Source organism: Modicisalibacter tunisiensis (assembly GCF_020148005.1).
Taxonomy (GTDB): Bacteria; Pseudomonadota; Gammaproteobacteria; order Pseudomonadales; family Halomonadaceae; genus Modicisalibacter; species Modicisalibacter tunisiensis.
The window spans coordinates 532,278-555,001 of the sequence record NZ_JAGXFD010000001.1; the positions used below are offsets into that span (position 1 = coordinate 532,278).

Here is a 22,724-nt window from a genome sequence, read left to right on the forward strand (position 1 = left end):
GGTTAACCTGCTGACTGACAGATGGCTAGAAAATCGTCGACCTTGAGCGAGGCACCGCCCACCAGGCCGCCGTCGATATCCGGCTGGGCGAGCAGCTCGGCGGCATTGTCGGCCTTCATGCTGCCGCCGTACAGCAGGCGCGCCGCCTCGCCCAGCTCGGGCGCATAGGCGGCCAGCCGGCGGCGGATGGCTGCATGCACCGCCTGGGCCTGCTCGGGGGTGGCGGTACGCCCGGTACCGATCGCCCACACCGGCTCGTAGGCGATCACCAGGCGCTGGCGCGACTCGGCCGCCAGGGCATCGAAGACGGCCTCGACCTGCCCCAGCACTACCGCCTCGGTGCGCCCCGCCTCGCGCTGCTCGAGGGTCTCGCCGACACACAGCACCGGGGTCAGCCCGCCCTCCAGCGCGGCCTGCGTGCGCGCCAGCACATCGGCATCGCCCTCACGGCAGAGCGAGCGTCGCTCGGAGTGGCCGACCAGCACGTACCGCACGCCGAACTCGGCCAGCATGGCGGCGCTGACCTCGCCGGTGTGGGCACCGGACGGTTCGGGGTTGAGCGTCTGGGCCCCGTGCGACACCGGTGTCCCGCCGAGTGCCGACTGAACCGCGGCCAGGTAGGGAAACGGCGGGATCAGGCAGACCTCGACGGACGGCGACAGGGCCGCTTCGGCAAATGCCTGCCCGAACTGCTCGACCAGCGCCAAGGAACCGTTCATCTTCCAGTTGCCGGCGATCAGCGGCATGCGCATGGGCTAGCTACCCCCTTTATCGAAGTGGTGCAAGATGGTATAGGAGCCTCCCGGGCAACACAACCGGCGCCGCGCCTCAGGCGATCAACGCCTCGACATCGGCGGCGATGCGCCGCGCCAGGGCATCGACATCGAAGCGCGGACGCCCCTCCACCATGACCCGGATCAGCGGTTCGGTGCCCGAGGGCCGCAGCAGCACGCGCCCCTCGCCGCCCAGTTCGGCCTCCACGGCCGCCACCGCGTCGGCCAGCCGTGGATGGTCGAGCAGCGAGTGCGCCTCGGCCCCCGGCGCGAGACGCACATTGACCAGCGACTGGGGCGCCTTCTCGAAGCCGGCCAGCAGGCTCGCCAGCGAGGCGCCGCGAGTGACCATGATCGCCAGCACCTGCAGGGCCGAGACGATGCCGTCGCCGGTGGTCTGCACATGGCCGCAGACGATGTGCCCCGACGACTCGCCGCCCAGCTGCCAGCCATTGGCCACCAGGCGCTCCATCACGTAGCGATCCCCCACCTTCGCTCGCTCGAAGGGGATGCCCATGCCCTCGAGCGCCGCCGCCAGGCCGAAGTTGCTCATCAGCGTGCCGACCACGCCGCCGCCCAGTACGCCACGCTCGTGGCGATCGCGGGCGATCAGGTAGAGGATGTCGTCGCCGTCGACCTCGCGACCGTCGGCGTCGACCAGGATCACCCGGTCGCCGTCGCCGTCGAAGGCGATGCCGAGATCGGCGCCGCGCTCGATGACCGCGGCCCGCAGCGACGCCGGATGGGTCGAGCCGACCTTCTGGTTGATGTTGAGCCCGTCGGGGCTCGCACCCAGCACGCTGACCTCGGCACCCAGTTCGCGGAACACGCTGGGCGCGATGTGATAGGTGGCGCCATGGGCGCAGTCGAGGACGATGGACAGCCCGTTGAGGGCCAGGCGCTTGGGCACCGTCGACTTGCAGAACTCGATGTAGCGCCCCGGCGCATCGGGCACCCGCACCGCCTTGCCCAGCCGGTCGGCGGAAACGGTCTCCAGCGGCCTGTCGAGTTCCGCCTCGATCGCCGTTTCCACGTCGTCGGGCAGCTTGGCGCCCTCGGCGGAAAAGAACTTGATGCCGTTGTCCTGGAAGGGGTTGTGGGAGGCGGAAATGACGATCCCCGCGTCGGCCCGGAAGGTATGCGTCAGGTAGGCGATCGCCGGCGTGGGCATCGGCCCGAGCAGTGCGACATCCACGCCGGCGGCCGACAGCCCGGCCTCCAGCGCCGACTCGAACATGTAGCCGGAAATCCGCGTATCCTTGCCGATCAGCACCTTGGCCTGGGAGTTCTTGCGACCCAGCACCTGCCCGACCGCCCAGCCCAGCTTGAGCATGAAGTCCGCCGTGATGGGATACTCCCCCACGGTGCCGCGAATCCCGTCGGTCCCGAAATAACGTCGTGTCATGATTCCGCACCTTCCTGTAGCACGGCCCAGGCCATGTTGACCGCATCCACGGTGGGCCCCACGTCGTGGACACGCACGATTCGCGCGCCGCGCTCGACGGCCAGCGTCGACAGCGCCAGCCCGCCGGGCAGGCGCTCCTCGACCGGCCGGTCGAGCACCTTGCCGATCATGCTCTTGCGCGACATGCCGGCCAGGATCGGCAGGCCGAAGCGATTGAGCTCGGCCATCCGGTTGAGCAGCCGCAGGTTGTGCTCGACCGTCTTGGCGAACCCGAAGCCGGGATCGAGGATCAGCCGCTCGCGCCGGATGCCCGCCGCCTCACAGTCGGCGATGCGCGTCTCGAGGAAGCGCGCCACCGCCACCTCTATGGGTTGATCGTAGGCGGCCAGCTGCTGCATGTCACCCGGCTCGCCGAGCATGTGCATCAGACAGACCGGCAGACCGCTGGCGGCGGCCGCCTCCATCGCCCCGGGGCGCTGCAGAGACCGCACGTCATTGATCAGCCCGGCCCCCGCATCGGTGACCGCGCGCATCACCGCCGGCGAACTGGTGTCCACCGAGACCAGCGCATCCAGCTCGCGGACCAGCGCCTCGACGATCGGCACCACGCGCTCCAGTTCCTCCTGCTCGGAGACCACGGCGGCACCCGGCCGGGTCGACTCGCCGCCGACATCGATGATCGCCGCGCCATCGGCCAGCATCGCCTCGGCATGGAACAGGGCATCGTCGCGACGCGAGAAGCGCCCGCCGTCGGAAAAGGAATCCGGCGTCACGTTGAGGATCCCCATGACCCGGGGGTAACTGATATCGAGCCGGTGCCGGCCGCACGACAGCATGGCCGTGGAAGCAGCGTCTTTCATGGCAAGGTCCTTGGCAAAAGCGGTCACTCTAATGAGCCGTCCAGAACGGCGCAAGGCGCCCCGCGGGGCGCCTTGCTGTACTTCCACTGGTCAGGGTCAGTGACCGGCGGGGCCACCCAGCGGGTCGGAGGGGCGACGATTCGGCTGATCCTCCTCGCCGTCCTCGCCCTCGTCGGCATCGGGCCGGGGCTCGGCCACCGCGGAACCGCCGCCGGCGCCGCTGTCGTTGCCCCAGTCCTTCGGCGGACGCGGCTTGCGGCCGGCCATGATGTCCTTGAGCTGGTTCGCGTCGATGGTCTCGTACTGGACCAGCGCCTCGGCCATCATGTCGAGCTTGTCGCGGTTGTCCTCGAGCAGCTGCTTGGCGTGGGCGTAGCACTCGTCGATGATGCGCCGCACCTCCTTGTCGAGGCGCGAGGAAGTCTCGCCGGACTTGAGCTTGCCGCTGCCCTGGCCGGGGCCGCCGAGGAACTGGTGCGACTCGTCCTCGTCGTACATGATCGGCCCCATCTCCTCGGACAGCCCCCACTTGGCGACCATGTTGTGGGCCAGTTCGGTGGCGCGCTTGATGTCGTTGGAGGCCCCGGTGGTCACGCCATTGGGGCCCAGCGTCATCTCCTCGGCGAGGCGCCCGCCGAACAGCGAGCAGATCTGGCTGATGATCTGCTGGCGCGAGAAGCTGTAGCGATCCTCCTCGGGCAGGAACATGGTCACGCCCAGGGCCCGTCCGCGCGGGATGATCGTGACCTTGTAGACCGGGTCGTGCTCGGGCATCAGCAGCCCGATGATCGCGTGACCGGACTCGTGATAGGCGGTGTTGAGCTTCTCCTTCTCGGTCATCACCATCGAGCGGCGCTCGGCGCCCATCATGATCTTGTCCTTGGCCATCTCCAGCTCTTCCATGCCCACCAGGCGGCGGTTGCGCCGCGCGGCGAACAGCGCCGCCTCGTTGACCAGGTTGGCCAGGTCGGCACCGGAGAAGCCGGGCGTACCGCGGGCGATCAGGCTGGCCTTGACGTCCTCGCCCAGCGGCACCTTGCGCAGGTGCACGCCGAGGATGTGCTCGCGGCCGCGGATGTCGGGCAGCGGCACCGTCACCTGGCGGTCGAAGCGGCCCGGGCGCAGCAGCGCCGGGTCGAGCACGTCCGGCCGGTTGGTGGCGGCGATGACGATGATGCCGTCGTTGGCCTCGAAGCCGTCCATCTCGACCAGCAGCTGGTTCAGGGTCTGTTCGCGCTCGTCGTGACCGCCGCCCATGCCGGAACCACGATGGCGGCCGACGGCGTCGATCTCGTCGATGAAGATGATGCACGGCGCCTGCTTCTTGGCCTGCTCGAACATGTCACGCACGCGCGAGGCGCCCACGCCGACGAACATCTCGACGAAGTCGGAACCGGAGATGGTGAAGAACGGCACCTTGGCCTCGCCGGCGATCGCCTTGGCGAGCAGCGTCTTGCCGGTCCCCGGCGGGCCGACCATCAGCACCCCGCGGGGGATCTGGCCGCCCAGGCGCTGGAACTTCGAGGGATCCTTGAGGAAGTCGACCAGTTCCTCGACCTCCTCCTTGGCCTCGTCGCAGCCGGCGACGTCGGCGAAGGTGGTCTTGACCTGATCCTGGGTCAGCAGCTTGGCCTTGGACTTGCCGAAGCTCATCGGCCCGCCCTTGCCGGCGCCGCCGCCCTGCATCTGGCGCATGAAGAACAGGAAGATGGCGAGGATGATCAGGATCGGGAAGCTGGCGATCAGCAGCCGGGTCCACAGGCTCTGCTCCTCCGGCTTCTTGCCGGTGACGCTGACGTCATGCGCCAGCAGGTCGTCCATCAGCTTGGGGTCCTGGGCCGCCGGGCGAACCGTCTGGAAGTTCGAGCCGTCCTCGCGCTCGCCGGTGATGGTATAGCCGTCGATGGTCACCGAACGGACCTGGCCGTTCTGCACCTGCTGGACGAACTGCGAGTAGTTCATCGTCTGCGGTGACGTATCGACACTGAAATTGTTGAACACCGTCAGCAGCACCGCCGCGATGATCAACCACAGGATCAGGTTCTTCGCCATGTCGTTCAAGGGAATACCCTCATTGCATCAATCTGTCTGCCAAGCGCGCCCATGCCGTTGACACTACACCACAGATGGGGGTGGTCAACCACGGTTGCAAGCTCAGCCCTTGAATCCGTCCGCCAGCAGGTACACTTCCCGCGAGCGGTCTCGCGAGGCGCCCGGCTTGCGGGTCAGCACCCGCGTGAAGCTGTCGCGCAGCGCCTTCAGGTAGTCGTCGAACCCTTCCCCCTGGAACACCTTGGTCAGCAGGCGCCCGCCGGGCTTCAGGGTCTGTCGGGCCAGGTCGAGCGCCAACTCCACCAGGTACATCGCCCGGGGTTGATCGATGGCGGCCATGCCACTCATGTTGGGCGCCATGTCGGAAATGATCAAATCCACCGGGCGCTCGCCGAGCCGCACCAGGATCGCCTCGAGCACGGCCTCCTCGGTGAAGTCGCCCTGGATGAACTCGACGCCGGCCAGGGCATCCATCTCGAGGATGTCGGAGGCGATCACCAGGCCGTTCGGCTCGACGCGCTCGGCCGCCACCTGGCTCCAGCCGCCCGGTGCGGCACCCAGGTCGATCACCGTCATGCCGGGCCTGAACAGCTGGTCCTTCTCGTCGAGCTCGAGCAGCTTGTAGCTGGCCCGCGAGCGATAGCCGTCCTGCCACGAGCGCTTGACGTACGGATCGTCGAAATGTTCTTTGAGCCAGCCGGCACTGCGCTTGCTGCCGGCGGCGGACTTGCTGGAAGCGTTTCGAGCCACGCGATCACCTAACGGGGGTTCGCCCGACGGGCAAAGCCATGGGGGTCACAGAAAACGGAAACCTGGCGGGTGTCATGCGGAAGTCTGGCGGGAGGCAATCCGGCCCGGGCGCTTTGCAACGCTCGGCTTTCGCCGTACCATGGCGCGCTCAGTGGTCGCGACCCGGATCGGAGTCCCTCACGACCGTCGTCGACCGAACTTGCCGCTCCCCACGCACGCCAACCGGAACGATCACCATACCATGAGCTTGTCACAGGCACAAAAGAAAGCATTGCGCAGCATTGGCCATCATCTCTCGCCCATCGTGACGGTTTCCGACAACGGTCTCACCGACGGAGTGCAGGCCGAACTCGAGCGCGCGCTCACCGACCACGAACTGGTCAAGATCAAGATCGCCGTCGGCGAGCGCGACACCCGCCGGGCGGTCGCCGAGCAGCTGTGCGCCGACAGCGGTGCCGAGCTGGTGCAGACCATCGGCAAGGTGGCCCTGCTCTACCGCAAGAACCCCAGGGCCAATCCCAAATTGTCCAACATCACCCGCTTCGAGAATCATCACGGCCGGCACTGAGCTTCGCTCAGAGCTGTAAGCGGGAAGCCATAAGCTGTAAGTCAAATACAAAACACCCCCGAGGCAGAGTCTCGGGGGTGTTTTCTTACCGCTTAACGCTTGTGGCTCACGGCTGCCCGAAGGGCTAGAGGTGCTCGACGCTGGAGATCTCGTACTCGACGTCGCCACCGGGGGTGCGCACCGCCACCACGTCGCCCTCTTCCTTGCCGATCAGCGCCCGGGCGATCGGCGAGGTCACCGAGATCTTGCCCGCCTTGATGTCGGCCTCGTCCTCGCCGACGATCCGGTAGCGCACCTCGTCATCGGTCTCCAGGTTGAGCAGCTCGACGGTCACGCCGAAGATCACCTTGCCGGTCCGGGGCATCTTGGTGACGTCGATCACCTGGGCCGTGGACAGCTTGGACTCGATCTCCTGGATCCGCCCCTCGATGAAGCCCTGCTGCTCGCGGGCGGCGTGGTACTCGGCGTTCTCCTTGAGATCGCCGTGCTCGCGCGCCTCGGCGATGGCGTTGATCACCTTCGGCCGCTCCACGCTCTTGAGCTGATTGAGTTCTTCCCGCAGGCGCGCCTCTCCGGCGACGGTCATCGGGACCTTGTTCATGTGCTTGCTCCTGCGTGCAGTTCCTGAAGCCGCCGCACGGTAATCTGATTACCGTACTCGAGTGCCATGCAAACGGCCCGCGCCCCCGCCAGCGTCGTGGCGTAGGGGACCTTGTGGGCGAGTGCGGTGCGGCGGATTACGGAAGAATCGTTGATCGCCTGACGGCCTTCGGTCGTGTTGACGATATAGGCCACGTCATCGTTCTTGATCAGGTCGACGATGTGCGGGCGCCCCTCGAAGACCTTGTTGACGGCCTTCACCGGCAGATTGGCGGCCTCGAGCGCCTGGGCGGTACCGCGGGTGGCGATCAGATCAAAGCCCAATGCTAGCAGAGATTGCGCAACCTCGATAACGCCGGCCTTGTCCGGGTCGCGGACCGACAGGAAGGCCTGGCGCTCGCCGGTGAGCGGCGGAATCGCCTCGCCGGCACCCAGCTGCGCCTTGTAGAAGGCCTCGGCGAAGGTCGCGCCACTGCCCATCACCTCGCCGGTGGACTTCATCTCCGGCGACAGGATCGGGTCGACGCTGGGGAACTTGTTGAACGGGAAGACCGCTTCCTTGACGTTGTAGTAGCCGGGGATCAGTTCGGTGGTGAAGCCCTGCTCGTCGAGCGTCTTGCCGGCCATGCAGCGCGCGGCGACCTGCGCCAGCGAGGTGCCGATGCACTTGGAGACGAACGGCACGGTGCGCGAGGCGCGCGGGTTGACCTCGATGACGTAGATCTCGCCGTCCTGCCAGGCCAACTGGACGTTCATCAGGCCCACCACGTTAAGCTCGACGGCCATCTTCTTGACCTGCTCGCGCATCGCGTCCTGCACCTCCGCGGGCAATGAGTAAGGCGGCAGCGAGCACGCCGAGTCGCCGGAGTGCACCCCGGCCTGCTCGATGTGCTGCATGATCCCGCCGATCACCACCGTCTTGCCGTCGGACACCGCATCGATGTCGACCTCGACGGCGGCATTGAGGAAGTGGTCGAGCAGCACCGGCGAGTCGTTGGAGACCTTGACCGCGTGGGTCATGTAGTTCTCCAGTTCGTCGGCCGAGTAGACGATCTCCATGGCCCGCCCGCCGAGCACGTAGCTCGGCCGCACCACCAGCGGATAGCCGATCTTCTCGGCCTTGGCGAAGGCGTCCTCGAAGCTGCGCGCGGTGGCGTTGGGCGGCTGCTTCAGGCCCAGCTTGTCGATCATCTGCTGGAAGCGCTCGCGGTCCTCGGCGCGGTCGATGGCATCCGGCGTGGTGCCGATGATCGGCACGCCGGCGGCCTCGAGCTCGCGGGCCAGCTTGAGCGGCGTCTGACCGCCGAACTGCACGATCACCCCGACCGGCTGCTCCTTGTCGGCGATCTCCAGCACGTCCTCGAGGGTCACCGGCTCGAAGTAGAGCCGATCCGAGGTGTCGTAGTCGGTGGAGACGGTCTCCGGGTTGCAGTTGACCATGATGGTCTCGTAGCCGTCCTCGCGCATGGCGAGCGCGGCGTGCACGCAGCAGTAGTCGAACTCGATGCCCTGGCCGATGCGGTTGGGCCCGCCGCCGAGCACCATGATCTTCTGGCGATCGCTGGGCGCGGCCTCGCACTCCTCCTCGTAGGTGGAGTACATGTAGGCGGTGTGCGAGGCGAACTCCGCGGCACAGGTATCCACGCGCTTGTAGACCGGGCGGATGCCGGCCTTCTGGCGCGCCTTGCGGAACTCCTTCTCGGAGACGCCGAGCAGCCGCGACAGGCGCGCATCGGAGAAGCCCTTGCGCTTGAGGCGGAACAGGTCGCGGCTGTCGAGCTCGGCCAGCGAGCGCCGGGTCAGGTCCTGCTCGGTGCGGACCAGATCCTCGAGCTGGACCAGGAACCAGCGGTCGATGTTGGTCAGCGCGAAGACCTCGTCGACGCCCATGCCGGCGCGCATGGCATCGGCGATGAAGAAGATGCGGTCGGCGCCGGCGGCCTGCAGCTCGCCCTTGATCAGCGCCAGGTTCTCGTCGCTGAACTCGGTGACCTTGGGATCGAGACCGTCGTTGCCGGTCTCCATGCCGCGCAGCGCCTTCTGCAGCGATTCCTGGAAGGTGCGGCCGATCGCCATCACCTCGCCCACCGACTTCATCTGCGTGGTCAGCCGATCGTTGGCCTGCGGGAACTTCTCGAAGGTGAAGCGCGGGATCTTGGTGACCACGTAGTCGATGGCCGGCTCGAAGGACGCCGGGGTCTTGCCGCCGGTGATGTCGTTCTGCAGCTCGTCCAGGGTGTAGCCCACCGCCAGCTTGGCGGCGATCTTGGCGATCGGGAAGCCGGTGGCCTTGGAGGCCAGCGCCGAGGAGCGCGACACCCGCGGGTTCATCTCGATGACCACCATGCGCCCGGTCTGCGGGTCGACGCCGAACTGCACGTTGGAGCCGCCGGTCTCGACGCCGATCTCGCGCAGCACCGCCAGCGAGGCGTCGCGCATGATCTGGTATTCCTTGTCGGTCAGCGTCTGCGCCGGAGCCACGGTGATCGAGTCGCCGGTGTGGATGCCCATCGGGTCGAAGTTCTCGATGGCGCACACGATGATGCAGTTGTCGTTCCTGTCGCGGACGACCTCCATCTCGTATTCCTTCCAGCCCAGCAGCGACTCGTCGATCAGCAGCTCATGGTTGTTGGAGAGCTCGAAGCCGCGATGGCAGATCTCCTCGAACTCCTCCTTGTTGTAGGCCACGCCGCCGCCGGAGCCGCCCATGGTGTAGGAGGGCCGGATGATCACCGGGAAGCCCAGCTCGGACTGGATCTCCCAGGCCTCGTCCATGCGATGGGCGACCTTCGCCTTCGGGCACTCGAGGCCGATGTTGCGCATCGCCTTGTCGAACAGGTCGCGATCCTCGGCCTTGTTGATGGCGTCGGCATTGGCGCCGATCATCTCCACGCCGTGCCTGGCCAGCACGCCGTGCTTGTCGAGGTCCAGCGCGCAGTTGAGCGCGGTCTGGCCGCCCATGGTGGGCAGCAGCGCGTCGGGGCGCTCCTTCTCGATGATCTTCTCGACGGCCTGCCAGGTGATCGGCTCGATGTAGGTGGCATCGGCCATCACCGGGTCGGTCATGATGGTGGCCGGGTTGGAGTTGACCAGGATGACCCGGTAGCCCTCCTCGCGCAGTGCCTTGCAGGCCTGGGCGCCGGAGTAGTCGAATTCACACGCCTGGCCGATGACGATGGGGCCGGCGCCGATGATCAGGATGCTCTGGATGTCGGTACGTTTAGGCATGACGATTCCCGCGAAAAAGAAGTGACGAACGGCGACGCAGACGGCTGGGGCTCAGCGGCGCTGGCGCATCATGCCGACGAAGCGGTCGAACAGCGGCGCGACATCCCGCGGCCCCGGGCTCGCCTCGGGGTGGCCCTGGAAGCTGAAGGCCGGCCGGTCGGTGCGTTCGATGCCCTGCAGGGTACCGTCGAACAGCGAGCGGTGCGTGGCCCGCAGGGTCGCCGGCAGCGTGGTCTCGTCGACCGCGAAGCCGTGGTTCTGACTGGTGATCATCACGTGTCGGGTGTCGAGGTCCTGCACCGGATGGTTGGCGCCGTGGTGGCCGTGATTCATCTTCACGGTCTTCGCCCCGGAGGCCAGCGCCAGCAGCTGGTGGCCCAGGCAGATGCCGAACAGCGGCACGCCGCTTTCCAGCAGCTCGCGGAGCGCCGTGATCGCGTAGTCGCAAGGCTCCGGGTCGCCGGGGCCGTTGGACAGGAAGATGCCGTCCGGGTCGAGCGCCAGCACCTCGCTGGCCGGCGTCTGGGCGGGCACCACCGTCAGGCGGCAGCCGCGGGAGGCCAGCATGCGCAGGATGTTGCGCTTCACGCCGTAGTCGTAGGCGACCACGTGGAAGGGGCGCTCGCCCGCCGCGGCATCGGCATAGCCGGCCCCCAGCGCCCACTCGCCCTCGCTCCACGCGTAGGGCGACTGGCAGGACACCACCCTGGCCAGGTCCATGCCCTTGAGGCCCGGAAAGTCCCGCGCCACGGCCAGGGCGCGTTCGGCGGCGGCGTCCCCCTCGGCCTCGGCGCCGGCGAGAATCGCCCCGTTCAGCGAGCCCTTGTCGCGCAGGAGGCGGGTCAGGCGGCGCGTGTCGATATCGGCGATGCCGAGGATGTTCTGGGAACGCAGGTAGTCGTCGAGCGACTGCTGGTTGCGGAAGCTGCTGGCCAGCAGCGGCAGGTCACGGATCACCAGGCCTGCCGCGGCGATCCGGCCGGATTCCACGTCTTCCGCATTGGTCCCGGTATTGCCGATGTGCGGATAGGTCAGGGTGACGATCTGTCGGGTGTAGGAGGGGTCGGTGAGGATTTCCTGATAGCCGGTCATGGCCGTGTTGAACACCACCTCGCCGCTGGTCTGTCCATCGGCGCCGATGGCGCTACCCTGAAACACGCTGCCATCTTCCAAGGCCAGTATCGCGGGTCTGTTCAACGCAACGTCCTCCATTGCTTGTCGTGAATCGTGGTGCCTGCCCAGCCGTACCGCCACGCGGGCTGCCGTTCGAGGGATCAATCAGGCGGGTGGGGACAGGACGCGCAGCCGGCCGATCTCGACACGCAGGTCGTAAAAAAGCGGGACGAAACCCGGTAGAGACGGTTTCATCCCGCTTGTTGTCATCGATTCGGCATACGTGGCCTTGCTGGTCGCCTTCACCCGGCCAAATTGACTGGATTCTACGCGATTTTCGCAGTCCGGGCTACCCCTGGCCACGATGCGACCGGGCGGGTCAGGCCAGCCCCAGCACGTCCTGCATGTCGTAGCGGCCCGCCTCGCACCCGGCGACCCAGCGCGCCGCGCGCACCGCGCCCCGGGCGAAGGTCATGCGACTCGAGGCCTTGTGGGTGATCTCGATGCGCTCGCCCTCGGTGGCGAACATCACGGTATGCTCGCCGACGATGTCGCCCGCGCGCACGGTGGCGAAGCCGATCTCCTTGTCGCTGCGCGGCCCGCACTGGCCGACGCGCTCGAACACGCCATGCTCCTTGAGGGTGCGGCCCAGCGCATCGGCGACCACCTCGCCCATCTTCAGCGCCGTGCCGGAGGGCGCATCGACCTTGTGACGGTGATGGGCCTCGATCACCTCGATGTCGTAGCCTTCGTCGCCCAGCGCCCGGGCGGCGGTGGCCAGCAGGTTCAGCGTCAGGTTGACGCCGACGCTCATGTTGGGCGCGAAGACCATCGGCACCCGATCGCGGTAGCCGTCGAGCTCGGCCAGCTGGGCGTCGTCGAGGCCGGTGGTACCGATCACCAGGCGCTTGCCGTGCTCGGCGCAGAACGCCAGATTGGCCAGGGTGGTGGCCGGGTTGGTGAAGTCGATCAGCACGTCGAAGTCGTCGGCGACGGCGGTCAGGTCGTCGCTGGCGGTCACGCCCAGCCGGCCGACGCCGGCCAGCTCGCCGAGGTCGGCGCCGGCCAGCGAGCTGCCCGCTTCGACGATCCCCGTCGCGAGCCGGGCCGACGCGTCCTGATCAACGGCCGAGACCAGCGTGCGGCCCATGCGGCCGGCGACACCCATGATGGCGATACGTGGGACGGACATGCAGACTCCTTGCGCAACTGTCGAAATGGCGATGTGGCGCAGTATATCAACGCACCGTCAGGGCGTCTGTCATGCAACCGCCATCGCCGTTTCCTACGCTGAACGAACGTCCTCGCCGGAGCCGCCATGCCTGCTTATCATCGCCGCCCGCTCCTCATCACCGCCTGCCTGCTGCTGACGGTCGGCTGCGCCGCGGGGGTTCGCCCCACCTCACTCGCCACGACGCAGACGCACGAGCGGCCCGTGCACGTGGCGTGGTGCGGTACTCTAGCGCTACCGGAAGCCTGGCTCGGCGATACGCCGCTGGGCGGGCTGTCCGCGCTGAGCTGGGATGCCGACGCAGCGCAGCTCTACCTGCTCTCGGACCGCGGTCGCGTGCACCGCGCGCGGCTAGAGTTTACCGATGGCACGCTCACCGGCCTGGTCCCGCTCGCCAGCCACGTGCTTCGCGATACTGCAGGCCACCCCCTGCCGACCGAAGCCGCCGATGCCGAATCGCTGATTCTCGAACGCGCCGACGACGGCGCCCCGGGCAATACACGGTTGCTGATCGGCTTCGAGGGCGATACCCGCCTGCAGCGCTTCTCCGCCGACGGTCGCGCGCTCGACCCGCCGCTGCGCCCCACCGGGTTGCGCGGCGCCGGCGACAACACCGGTCCCGAGGCGCTGACCGTGACGCAAGACCACGGGGTAATCGTCGGCCTGGAGAGCCCGCCGGCCGGCAGCGACGCCGGCGTCACCCGGCTGTTTTCGCTCGCCGGCGGCCGCGAATGGCGCTACCCGCTGGCCGACGAGGCGGGCAGCGCGCTCACCGACCTGGCCACCGAGGGCGATGACCTGCTGGCCCTGGAGCGAGCCTTCGCTCCGCCGGCGCCGCTGGTCATCAGCCTGCGGCGGGCCCACCTCGGCGACGACGGCAAGGTGGCGGTCACCGACCTCGCCCGGCTGTCGAGCGGCGAGGGCTGGCGGGTCGACAACTTCGAGGGCCTCGTCGCGCTTGGCGACCGGCGCTACCTGATGGTCAGCGACGACAACTTCAGCGTGCTTCAGCAGACCCTGCTCAGTTGCTTCACGCTGCCGCCTGCAGCCGACGGTTGACCGCATCACGGCGCAGCAGCAAAGCGATCGCCGCGAGCACCAGGGTGCTGCCGGGCAGCCACTCCCAGCCGATGTGCTGCGGCTCGCGCACGAACAGCACCAGCATCGACACGAACGGCACAAGATAGCCGTAGGCCGTCACGGCGGCCGGCGTCAGCACCGCCGTGGCGCGCTGCTGCAGCCAGAAGGTCAGCCCGCTGGAGAATAGCCCCAGATAGACCAGCAGCGCGGCGTCACCGACGGTCATGCCCGCAAGATCACTCGGCGATTCGCCGATCAGGCCCAGCAGTCCGATCAGGCCACCACCGACCAGCAGGCTCCAGAAGGTGCGCAGCCCCGCGCGCGGCGACAGCCAGCCCCGCGCCAGCCCCCACTTGCTGAGTACCGGGTACAGCGCGGACGCCACGCAGCCCACGAAGAACGCCGCTTCGCCGATGCCGAAGCGCATGCCGTCGAGCCGCCCGCCGGATTCCGCCCAGGCCAGCCCCAGCGCGCCGATCGCCCCCAGCAGCAGCACCCCCGGCAGCCGCCAGGCCAGGCTTTCGACGCGAAACATCAGGCCCAGGCCGAAGGCCAGCAGCGGCACGCTGACGAAGAGCGTCGCCATCGACAGCGCCGTGGCGCGGTGCGCCGCCCAGAACATGGTGCCGAAGAAACCCGCCAGGCACAGACCCATGACCGCGTAGAGCGCCAGCCCCGCCAGGCCCGGCCAGCGATCGGCATGATGAAACAGCAGCGGCGACAGGGCCAACGCAGCGACGGCGAAACGGATCGCGGTCAGCAGCAATGGCGGCAGCCCCTCGCTCATCAGCCCCACGGCGGGAAACGACAGCCCCACGAGCAGCGCCCACAGCATCATGCCCAGATGGGCGCGGGCCACCTCGCGACTAGACGTCATCGGCGACCTCCAGCGAGGAATCAAGAGACACAGTTGCGGCCTCGTCGCCGTGAAACGGTGAGGATCACCGCGAGAGCGTCAGCAGACCGTGGCCGCCCAGCGCGGCCAGCAGCCCGGCGCCGAGGCGCTGGACCAGGCGCGACGAACCGCGCTGCGCAAGCAGCCAACGCCGCAACGGCGCGGCCAGCGCCACCACCACGATGTCCGCCGAGGAGAACAGCAGATTGGTGGCCACCCCCAGGCACAGCAGCTGCCAGGTGACCGGCATCGCCGCCTCGGGCTGCACGAACTGCGGCAGGAAGGCGACGAAGAACAGCGCCGTCTTGGGGTTGAAGATCTCCACCAGCATGCTGTCGCGCAGCACACGCCGGGCGGATGCCGACGCCGCGACATCCGACGCCGCGGGCAGCCCCTCGCGCCACAGGCGCAGCGCCGCCCACAGCAGGTAAACGCCGCCGATCACCTTCATCGCCACATAGGCCGGCGGCACCGCAGCGAACAGCGCTGCCAGCCCCAAGGTCGCCGCCACCACGTGGACGTAGCAGCCCAGGTGCACACCCAACGCCGCCAGCCAGCCGAAGCGCTGCCCGCGCCCCAGGGTCTGGGCCACGGTATAGAGCATTGCCGGGCCGGGTAGATAGGCAAAGCCCAGCGCGGCGAGCACGAACGTCAACAGGTGCACAGCGGCCTCCATCGGAGCATCGATCGGGTTCATCCAGCCTAACGCCTCGCTCGCCAAGGCGCACCTTGACGGCAGCCGCCAGCGCAGGCCTCCGGTTCGGTGACTGCTTTCGCCAGGGCGGTGGCTCTCGCCGCAAAAAGGCCCCGACTCGCGAAGAGCGGGGCCTCGTCTTTGGCGGAGCATGGAGACGCCTTACGGCTTCATGTCCTCGAAGAACTTCTTCACGCCGTCGAAGAAGCTCGACTTCTTCGGCGAGTGGTGGCTCTTGCTGCCGTCGAGGCTCTCCTGGAACTGGCGCAGCAGTTCCTTCTGCTCCTCGCCGAGGTTGACCGGCGTCTCCAGCACGACCTTGCACAGCAGGTCGCCGGCGGGGCCGCCGCGCACCGGCTTGACGCCCTTGCCGCGCAGCCGGAACAGCTTGCCGGTCTGGGTTTCCGGCGGAATCTTCAGCTTGACCCGGCCGTCGAGGGTCGGCACTTCCAGCTCGCCCCCCAGGGCGGCATCGACGAAGTTGATCGGCACCTCGCACTGCAGGTGGCGGCCATCACGCTCGAAGATCGGGTGCGGCTTGATCGCCACCTGGACGTAGAGGTCGCCTTCCGGGCCGCCGTTGGCGCCGGCCTCGCCCTCGCCGTTCAGGCGGATGCGATCGCCGCTGTCGACGCCGGCGGGAATCTTCACCGACAGCGTGCGGGTCTCGCGCACCCGGCCCTCGCCGTGGCACTCGCGGCACGGCACCTTGATGGTCTGGCCGGCACCGTGACAGGTCGGGCAGGTCTGCTGCACGGCGAAGAAGCCCTGCTGCATGCGCACCTGGCCCATGCCGTGACAGGTCGGGCAGGTCTCCTTGCTGGAGCCCGGCTCGGCGCCGCTGGCATCGCAGTGGCCGCAGGCCACATGGCGCGGCACGCGGATGTCGACGGTGGTGCCGGCGACGGCATCCTCGAGATCGAGCTCGAGATTGTAGCGCAGGTCGGCACCGCGCTGCGGGGCGTTGGGGTTGCGCCGCCCGCCGCCGCCGAAGATGTCGCCGAACACATCGCCGAAGATGTCGCTGAAGCCGCCGGCACCGGCACCGCCGAAGCCGCCGCCACCGAAGCCGCCCGCCTGGCCGTCGACACCGGCATGGCCGAACTGATCGTAGGCCGCGCGCTTCTCGTCGTCGGTCAGGACCTCGTAGGCCTCGGAGACCTCGCGGAATTTCTCGGCCGCGGTATCGTCGTCCGGATTGCGGTCCGGATGGTACTTCTGGGCGAGCCGTCGGTAGGCCTTCTTGATCTCTTTCTGATCGGCCCCGCGTTCGACGCCCAGCACTTCATAGTAGTCACGCTTGGACATGGATCTTGTCCGCCTCCGTGTCGGGCCACGGAAACAGCGACGCGGGAGTCATGCTCCCGCGCCGCCGGTTTCCGTGGGATCAGACGTGGTTACTGCTTCTTCTGGTCGTCGTTGACTTCCTCGTACTCGGCGTCGACCACGTCGTCCTCGGTCTTCCTGGCACCGCCGTCGGCCTGCTCGGCACCGCCCTGCTGGGCCGCCTCGCCCTGCTCGGCGTACATCTTCTGGGCCAGGCCGCCGGAGGCCTCGGTCAGCGCGTCCAGCTTGGTCTGGATTTCCTGCTGGTCGTCGCCCTTGACCGCTTCCTCGAGCTCGCTGATCGCCGTCTCGATCTTCTGCTTCTCGTCGTCCGTGGCCTTGTCGCCGGCCTCGCTGAGCGTCTTGCGTGCCGCGTGGATCATGCCGTCGGCCTGGTTGCGCAGCTGGACCAGCTCCTCGAACTTCTTGTCCTCGGCGGCGTGCGCCTCGGCGTCCTGGACCATCTGCTCGATCTCTTCCTCGGACAGGCCGCTGGAGGCCTTGATGACGATCGACTGTTCCTTGCCGGTCGCCTTGTCCTTGGCGGAGACGTTGAGGATGCCGTTGGCGTCGAGATCGAAGGCGACCTCGATCTGCGGCACGCCGCGCGGCGCCGGCGGGATGTCGGCCAGGTCGAAACGGCCCAGCGACTTGTTCTGGCCGGCCTGCTTGCGCTCGCCCTGCAGCACGTGGATGGTCACGGCCGTCTGGTTGTCATCCGCGGTCGAGAAGGTCTGGGTCTTCTTGGTCGGGATGGTGGTGTTCTTCTCGATCAGCGGGGTCATCACGCCGCCCAGCGTCTCGATGCCCAGCGTCAGCGGGGTGACGTCGAGCAGCAGCACGTCCTTGACGTCGCCGCCGAGCACGCCGCCCTGGATCGCGGCACCGATGGCCACGGCCTCGTCCGGGTTGACGTCCTTGCGGGCGTCCTTGCCGAAGAACTCGGCAACCTTGGTCTGCACCAGCGGCATGCGGGTCTGGCCGCCGACCAGGATCACGTCGTCGATCTCGCTGCTGGACAGTCCGGCGTCGGCCAGCGCGGTCTTGCACGGGCCCAGCGACTGCATCACCAGCTCCTCGACCAGCGACTCGAGCTTGGCCCGGGTGATCTTGACGTTGAGGTGCTTGGGCCCGGTGTTGTCGGCCGTGATGTACGGCAGGTTGACCTCGGTCTGCTGCGCAGCGGACAGCTCGATCTTGGCCTTCTCGGCGGCTTCCTTGAGACGCTGCATGGCGAGGTTGTCGCCGGACAGGTCGATGCCGCTGTCGGCCTTGAACTGGTCGACCAGGTAGTTGATCAGCTTGAGGTCGAAGTCCTCGCCGCCCAGGAAGGTGTCGCCGTTGGTGGCCAGCACCTCGAACTGGGTCTCGCCGTCGACGTCGGCCACCTCGATGATCGAGATATCGAAGGTCCCGCCGCCCAGGTCATAGACCGCGATGGTCTTGTCGCCGCGCGACTTGTCCATGCCGTAGGCCAGCGCCGCCGCGGTCGGCTCGTTGATGATGCGCTTGACCTCGAGGCCGGCGATGCGCCCGGCGTCCTTGGTGGCCTGACGCTGGGAGTCGTTGAAGTAGGCCGGCACGGTGATCACCGCCTCGGTCACGGTCTCGCCAAGGTAGTCCTCGGCGGTCTTCTTCATCTTCTTCAGCACCTCGGCGCTGACCTGCGGCGGAGCCAGCTTCTTGCCCTTCACCTCGACCCAGGCGTCGCCGTTGTCGGCCTCGGCGATGGTGTAGGGCACCATCTTGATGTCCTTCTGGACCACGTCGTCCTGGAAGCGACGGCCGATCAGGCGCTTGATGGCATACAGCGTGTTGCTCGGGTTGGTCACCGCCTGGCGCTTGGCGGCCTGGCCGACCAGCGTCTCGCCGTCATCGGTGTAGGCGATGATCGACGGCGTGGTGCGTGCGCCTTCGGCGTTCTCGATGACCTTCGGCTTGTCGCCGTCGAGCACGGCGACACAGGAGTTGGTTGTCCCCAGGTCAATACCAATGATGCGTCCCATATAAACACCTCGAAGAATCGTTACTTGCTGTTCGGAGCGGCGATACCGCGTCTTTGTCGTCTATGTGGGGGCTCGTCGGCGCCTTTCAAGGGCCGGCCCGCCGGTTCAGCCCGCGGCCTGGCTGACCACCACCATGGCCGGGCGCACCAGACGGCCGTTGAGCAGGTAGCCCTTCTGCATGACGTCGATCACGGTGTTGGGCTCCACCTCGGCGTTGGGCACCATCGCCATGGCCTCGTGATACTGCGGGTCGAACGGTTCGCCCTGCGGCTCGACGGACTCGACGCCGAACTTGGCCAGCACATCGAGTTGCAGCTTGAGGGTCATCGACACGCCCTCGCGGTGCGCCTCGCTGGCGTCCTCGCCCATCGATTCCAGCGCCTTTTCCAGGCTGTCGACCACCGGCAGCAGTTCCTTGACGAACTTCTCGAGGGCGAACTTGCGCGCCTTCTCGACGTCCTGCTCGGCACGGCGGCGCACGTTCTGCGCCTCGGCGGCGGCACGCACCGCCTGATCCCTGGCATCGCTCAGCGCCTGCTCGAGCTCCTCGACCTTGGCCGCCAGGATCTCCGCTTCGGGATCGGCCATCGCCTCGGCGTCGGCGGCCGCGTCCTCGGCGGCATCGGCCTCGTCGAGCTGGCCCTCGAGCGGCTCGTCCTGTGGCTCGGCGCCCTGTTCGGCGCGTTGCAGTTCCTCGTCCAGCGGCGTCTGTGGGTCTTTGGCCATGTCGCTCTCCTGAGAAAGTCGCCCCGCGACCGCGCCGCGGCCGCCGGGAGTGATCGATTGCCCTCGTATATGGGGATGACCGCGACAATCTCAAGGCGCTCGGCAGGGTTCGCGGCAGTGGATTGCAGGGGACCCGGTGCTACTGTATAAACACACAGACCCTTGTCGTGCCGATTCCCGTTCCAGGAGGTGGCCATGCTGGTGCAACTCGCCGTTCGCGACTTTGCCATCGTCGAGCGTCTCGAACTCGATCTCGGTGGTGGCATGACCGCCATCACCGGCGAGACCGGCGCCGGCAAGTCCATCCTGCTCGATGCCCTGGGCCTGTGCCTGGGCGAACGCGCCGATGCCGCCAGCGTTCGCCACGGCACCCGGCAGGCCGATCTCAGCGCGCGCTTCGATATCCAGCGCCTGCCGGCCGCCCGCGCCTGGCTGGAGACCCGCGAACTGCCCGCCGACGACTGCCTGCTGCGCCGGGTCGTCACCCGCGCCGGCCGCTCCAAGGCCTGGATCAACGGCCAGCCCTGTACCATCGCCGACCTCAAGGCCCTCGGCGAGACCCTGATCGAGATCCACGGCCAGCATGCCCATCAGGCACTGCTTCGCGAGGAGACCCATCGCCGCCTGCTCGATGATTTCGCCGGCCTGGGTGCCGACGTCGCCGCCCTGGGCGAGACCTTCCGCCACTGGCAGTCCCTGCAGCGCCGGCTCAAGCAGCTGGCCGACACCAGCGACGAGCTGCAGGCCCGCCGCCAGCTGCTGCGCTATCAGGTCGAGGAACTGGATCAACTGGCCCTGGCCGAGGGCGAGCTGGCCGCGCTGGAGCGCGAACAGGCCACGCTGGCCAACGCCGAGCAGATCATCGGCGACACCCAGTTCGCCGTCGACTGCTGCGAGCATGACGATGGTGGAGCGCTGAACCTGCTGCACCAGGCACTGAGCCGACTCGAGGCCCTGCCCGGCAGCGAGCGGGGCGCGATGGCCGAGGCGCGCGGCATGCTCGGCGAGGCCCGCATCCAGATCGAGGAAGCCGCCCGCGAACTGCGCCACCTCGCCGATGCCACCGAGCTCGACCCGGAACGCCTGGCGCATGTCGAGGAACGCCTGGGCGAGGTGCACCGCATCGCCCGCAAGCATCATGTGATGCCCGAGGAGCTGACGAGCCTGCATGCCACCCTGCGCGACGAGCTGGAGAGCCTGGAGGGGGGCGATCAGGACCTCGAGGCCCTGAGTGCCGAGGCCGAGACCGCCCGCGAGGCCTATCGGCAGCAGGCCCGGCGCATCGGCGACACACGGCGCCAGGCGGCCCCGGCCTTCGCCGAGGAAGTGCAGTCGCAACTGGGCTTTCTGGCCATGGGCAAGGCGCATTTCGCCGTGGACGTCGAGGAACGCGACACTCCGCAGCCCGAGGGTCTGGAAGCCGTGCGTTTCCTGATCAGCGCCAATCCCGGTCAGCCGCCTCGGCCGCTGGCGAAGGTCGCCTCCGGCGGGGAACTGTCGCGCATCAGCCTGGCCATCCAGGTGGTCGCCGCCACCCACAGCACCATCAGCACGCTGGTCTTCGACGAGGTCGACGTGGGCGTCTCCGGCGCCACGGCGGAGATCGTCGGCCAGCTGCTGCGGCGGCTGGGCACGAACGGCCAGGTCATGACCGTGACCCACCTGCCGCAGGTCGCTGCCCAGGCACATCACCACCTGCATATCGAGAAACAGACCGCCGAGGACACCACGCAGACGCAGATGGCGCTGCTCGACGGCGCCGGGCGCGTCCGCGAGCTGGCGCGCATGCTCGGCGGCGTCCATCTTTCGGACCAGACCCTGGCCCATGCCCGGGAGATGCTGTCCGCCAGCCAGCGGCCGCACCACTGACTCATCCCCGCTTCTTTCGGTTTCATCGCGAGCCGGTCCGGGCATCCCCGACCGGCTTTTTTGTGGACGACCGCCAGGCTCCGGGAACGCCGTACGAGGCAATGCCCCTGTCAGAGCGAGGCCTACCGACCAACGGGTCGCCGATAACATGCGACAATCGTGCAGAGGCGGCGCAACGCCCGGCCGCCCCGGTATGACGATATCCTCAAGGAGCGCTCGTGATCACTAGACTGCCCCGATGGGTCGAATATGGTGCCTTCGTCCTGGCATTGACGGCAGGTTGCATCAATGCGGTAGGCCTGCTGGGATTTGCCCATCAGGCGATCTCTCATCTGTCCGGCACGGCCACGTTGCTCGGCACGGGGCTGATGCGTGGCGTATTCGGCGAGTCGCTGCACCTGGCCGGCATCCTGGTCAGCTTTCTGCTCGGAGCCGCTCTTTCCGGTGCCCTGCTCTGCGGCGAATCACTGAAGCTTGGACGCCATTACGAGACCCTGCTGGTCATCGAGGGCGGCCTGTTGCTCATCGCGATCCCCGTGCTGCAGGCCCACCATCCCGCCGGCCAGTATATCGCTTCCGCCGCCTGCGGCCTGCAGAACGCCCTGGTGACGACCTACAGCGGCGCAGTGGTGCGTACCACCCACCTCACCGGCATCTTCACCGATCTCGGGCTCATGCTGGGAGAAGCCTTTCGGGGACGTGCCTTCGACCGACGCAAGGCCACGCTCTTTCTGATCATTGTCTCGGGATTCATCGCCGGTGGCGCCATGGGTGCCTGGCTGTTTGCCCGACTGGCGTTTTCGAGCCTGGCCGTGCCTGCCGTCATCTGCCTTGCCCTGGCCATCAGCTATCGGGGTTATTACCAGTACCGTATCGGACGGCAAGAATGACTCGAGAAAGTCCCGTCACCTGGCTGGCCATAGGCTGGCTGGCCTTGTGGCAGCGGCGCGCCTGGTGATGGTGTGGGTTGGAGTCCGCGAAAGGACCGGGGAAGGAAGCACGCAGGCACTGCGCTGCCGGAAAGAAAGCCTGTACTGTGACGAAGAGACTGCGAGAGAGGGCCACTTTTCTCGTCCCCCAACGCAAAAACCCCGGCCGTTGGGCCGGGGTTTTGCGGGATAGATGCCTGACGATGACCTACTCTCGCATGGAGAAGCTCCACACTACCATCGGCGCTGAGCGGTTTCACTGCTGAGTTCGGCATGGGATCAGGTGGGACCCGCTCGCTATGGTCGTCAGGCGTAACTCTGGCACGCTGGGTGGCGGTTGCCGGGCCAGCGCCCTGTTTACCTGTCTTCAACAATGGGCAATCAAGCGTCTTGATCGACTCGCGCGTATCCGCGCTGTGTCTCGCCCATGGGCCACACAGGCCCCTTGGGTGTTATATGGTCAAGCCTCACGGACCATTAGTACACGTTAGCTCAACGCCTTGCAGCGCTTCCACACCGTGCCTATCAACCTCGTCGTCTTCGAGGGTCCTTCAGGGGGCGCGAGGCCCCGGGGAAGTCTCATCTTGAAGGGGGCTTCCCGCTTAGATGCTTTCAGCGG

18 protein-coding genes, 1 rRNA gene and 1 other annotated feature (1 of these 20 only partly in view) are annotated in these 22,724 nt (G+C 67.6%); of the genes, 4 read left to right on the top strand and 15 right to left on the bottom strand.

Annotated elements, in window-relative coordinates; all coding sequences use genetic code 11:
• Positions 1–2: 2 nt before the first annotated feature.
• The 5 genes from tpiA to rlmE all read right to left on the bottom strand — a co-directional run bounded on the left by tpiA (position 3) and on the right by rlmE (position 5,840).
• Entirely contained in the window at positions 3–752 is a 750-nt protein-coding gene (gene tpiA / locus KGQ91_RS02490) for a triose-phosphate isomerase (RefSeq protein ID WP_163650499.1), read from the bottom strand.
• Between the two features lie 76 nt (positions 753–828).
• Positions 829–2,178: a phosphoglucosamine mutase gene (gene glmM, locus KGQ91_RS02495; RefSeq protein WP_224416417.1), complete on the bottom strand. Its 1,350-nt coding sequence runs from the start codon at positions 2,176–2,178 to the stop codon at positions 829–831.
• A complete protein-coding gene (folP, locus tag KGQ91_RS02500; RefSeq protein WP_224416416.1) occupies positions 2,175–3,038 on the bottom strand; it encodes a dihydropteroate synthase in 864 nt (287 codons plus the stop codon). The genes glmM and folP overlap by 4 nt, the downstream gene beginning before the upstream one ends.
• A 96-nt stretch (positions 3,039–3,134) precedes the next feature.
• Complete coding sequence (gene ftsH, locus KGQ91_RS02505) at positions 3,135–5,099, bottom strand: ATP-dependent zinc metalloprotease FtsH (protein ID WP_224420175.1); 1,965 nt, start codon at positions 5,097–5,099, stop codon at positions 3,135–3,137.
• A gap of 93 nt (positions 5,100–5,192) precedes the next feature.
• Positions 5,193–5,840 (bottom strand): 23S rRNA (uridine(2552)-2'-O)-methyltransferase RlmE, encoded by a 648-nt coding sequence (rlmE, locus tag KGQ91_RS02510; RefSeq protein WP_224420176.1) that lies wholly within the window; start codon positions 5,838–5,840, stop codon positions 5,193–5,195.
• Between the two features lie 241 nt (positions 5,841–6,081).
• Here rlmE and yhbY point away from each other — a divergent pair, with 241 nt between their 5' ends.
• Positions 6,082–6,408 carry a ribosome assembly RNA-binding protein YhbY gene (yhbY, locus tag KGQ91_RS02515; protein ID WP_224416413.1) on the top strand — a complete coding sequence of 109 codons (327 nt, stop codon included), beginning with the start codon at positions 6,082–6,084 and terminating at the stop codon, positions 6,406–6,408.
• A 124-nt stretch (positions 6,409–6,532) separates the two neighbouring features.
• Here the strand turns inward: yhbY and greA are convergent, their stop codons facing one another.
• From greA to dapB, 4 genes are all read right to left on the bottom strand, one after another.
• Positions 6,533–7,009: a transcription elongation factor GreA gene (gene greA / locus KGQ91_RS02520; protein WP_163650494.1), complete on the bottom strand. Its 477-nt coding sequence runs from the start codon at positions 7,007–7,009 to the stop codon at positions 6,533–6,535.
• A complete protein-coding gene (gene carB / locus KGQ91_RS02525; RefSeq protein WP_224420177.1) occupies positions 7,006–10,236 on the bottom strand; it encodes a carbamoyl-phosphate synthase large subunit in 3,231 nt (1,076 codons plus the stop codon). Before carB ends, greA begins: the two co-directional genes overlap by 4 nt.
• Before the next feature lie 51 nt (positions 10,237–10,287).
• Complete coding sequence (gene carA, locus KGQ91_RS02530) at positions 10,288–11,433, bottom strand: glutamine-hydrolyzing carbamoyl-phosphate synthase small subunit (RefSeq protein WP_224416411.1); 1,146 nt, start codon at positions 11,431–11,433, stop codon at positions 10,288–10,290.
• A gap of 295 nt (positions 11,434–11,728) precedes the next feature.
• A complete protein-coding gene (dapB, locus tag KGQ91_RS02535) occupies positions 11,729–12,541 on the bottom strand; it encodes a 4-hydroxy-tetrahydrodipicolinate reductase (protein ID WP_224420178.1) in 813 nt (270 codons plus the stop codon).
• Positions 12,542–12,667: 126 nt separating this feature from the next.
• On the opposite strand from dapB, the gene KGQ91_RS02540 reads away from it, so the two are divergent.
• Complete coding sequence (locus tag KGQ91_RS02540; protein WP_163650490.1) at positions 12,668–13,639, top strand: esterase-like activity of phytase family protein; 972 nt, start codon at positions 12,668–12,670, stop codon at positions 13,637–13,639.
• Here KGQ91_RS02540 and KGQ91_RS02545 read toward each other — a convergent pair.
• From KGQ91_RS02545 to grpE, 5 genes are all read right to left on the bottom strand, one after another.
• Positions 13,611–14,537, bottom strand: coding sequence for a DMT family transporter (locus tag KGQ91_RS02545; RefSeq protein WP_224416409.1), 927 nt, complete (start codon positions 14,535–14,537; stop codon positions 13,611–13,613). The genes KGQ91_RS02540 and KGQ91_RS02545 overlap by 29 nt on opposite strands.
• A gap of 64 nt (positions 14,538–14,601) precedes the next feature.
• The gene (locus KGQ91_RS02550; protein ID WP_224416408.1) at positions 14,602–15,219 is read right to left on the bottom strand and encodes a LysE family translocator; all 618 of its coding nucleotides are present in this window, start codon (positions 15,217–15,219) and stop codon (positions 14,602–14,604) included.
• A gap of 192 nt (positions 15,220–15,411) precedes the next feature.
• A complete protein-coding gene (dnaJ, locus tag KGQ91_RS02555) occupies positions 15,412–16,557 on the bottom strand; it encodes a molecular chaperone DnaJ (protein ID WP_224416407.1) in 1,146 nt (381 codons plus the stop codon).
• A gap of 89 nt (positions 16,558–16,646) precedes the next feature.
• Positions 16,647–18,581, bottom strand: coding sequence for a molecular chaperone DnaK (gene dnaK, locus KGQ91_RS02560; protein WP_224416406.1), 1,935 nt, complete (start codon positions 18,579–18,581; stop codon positions 16,647–16,649).
• Positions 18,582–18,686: 105 nt separating this feature from the next.
• Positions 18,687–19,307, bottom strand: coding sequence for a nucleotide exchange factor GrpE (gene grpE, locus KGQ91_RS02565; RefSeq protein WP_224416405.1), 621 nt, complete (start codon positions 19,305–19,307; stop codon positions 18,687–18,689).
• Positions 19,308–19,502: 195 nt separating this feature from the next.
• Here grpE and recN point away from each other — a divergent pair, with 195 nt between their 5' ends.
• On the top strand, positions 19,503–21,176 hold the full coding sequence (recN, locus tag KGQ91_RS02570; RefSeq protein ID WP_224416404.1) for a DNA repair protein RecN: 1,674 nt from the start codon (positions 19,503–19,505) through the stop codon (positions 21,174–21,176).
• 218 nt (positions 21,177–21,394) lie between these two features.
• Positions 21,395–22,066: a YoaK family protein gene (locus KGQ91_RS02575; protein ID WP_163650485.1), complete on the top strand. Its 672-nt coding sequence runs from the start codon at positions 21,395–21,397 to the stop codon at positions 22,064–22,066.
• Positions 22,067–22,300: 234 nt separating this feature from the next.
• Here KGQ91_RS02575 and rrf read toward each other — a convergent pair.
• Positions 22,301–22,416: ribosomal RNA gene (gene rrf, locus KGQ91_RS02580) — 5S ribosomal RNA — on the bottom strand.
• 158 nt (positions 22,417–22,574) lie between these two features.
• Positions 22,575–22,724: a sequence feature (23S ribosomal RNA rRNA prediction is too short), on the bottom strand; it runs 138 nt beyond the window's last position.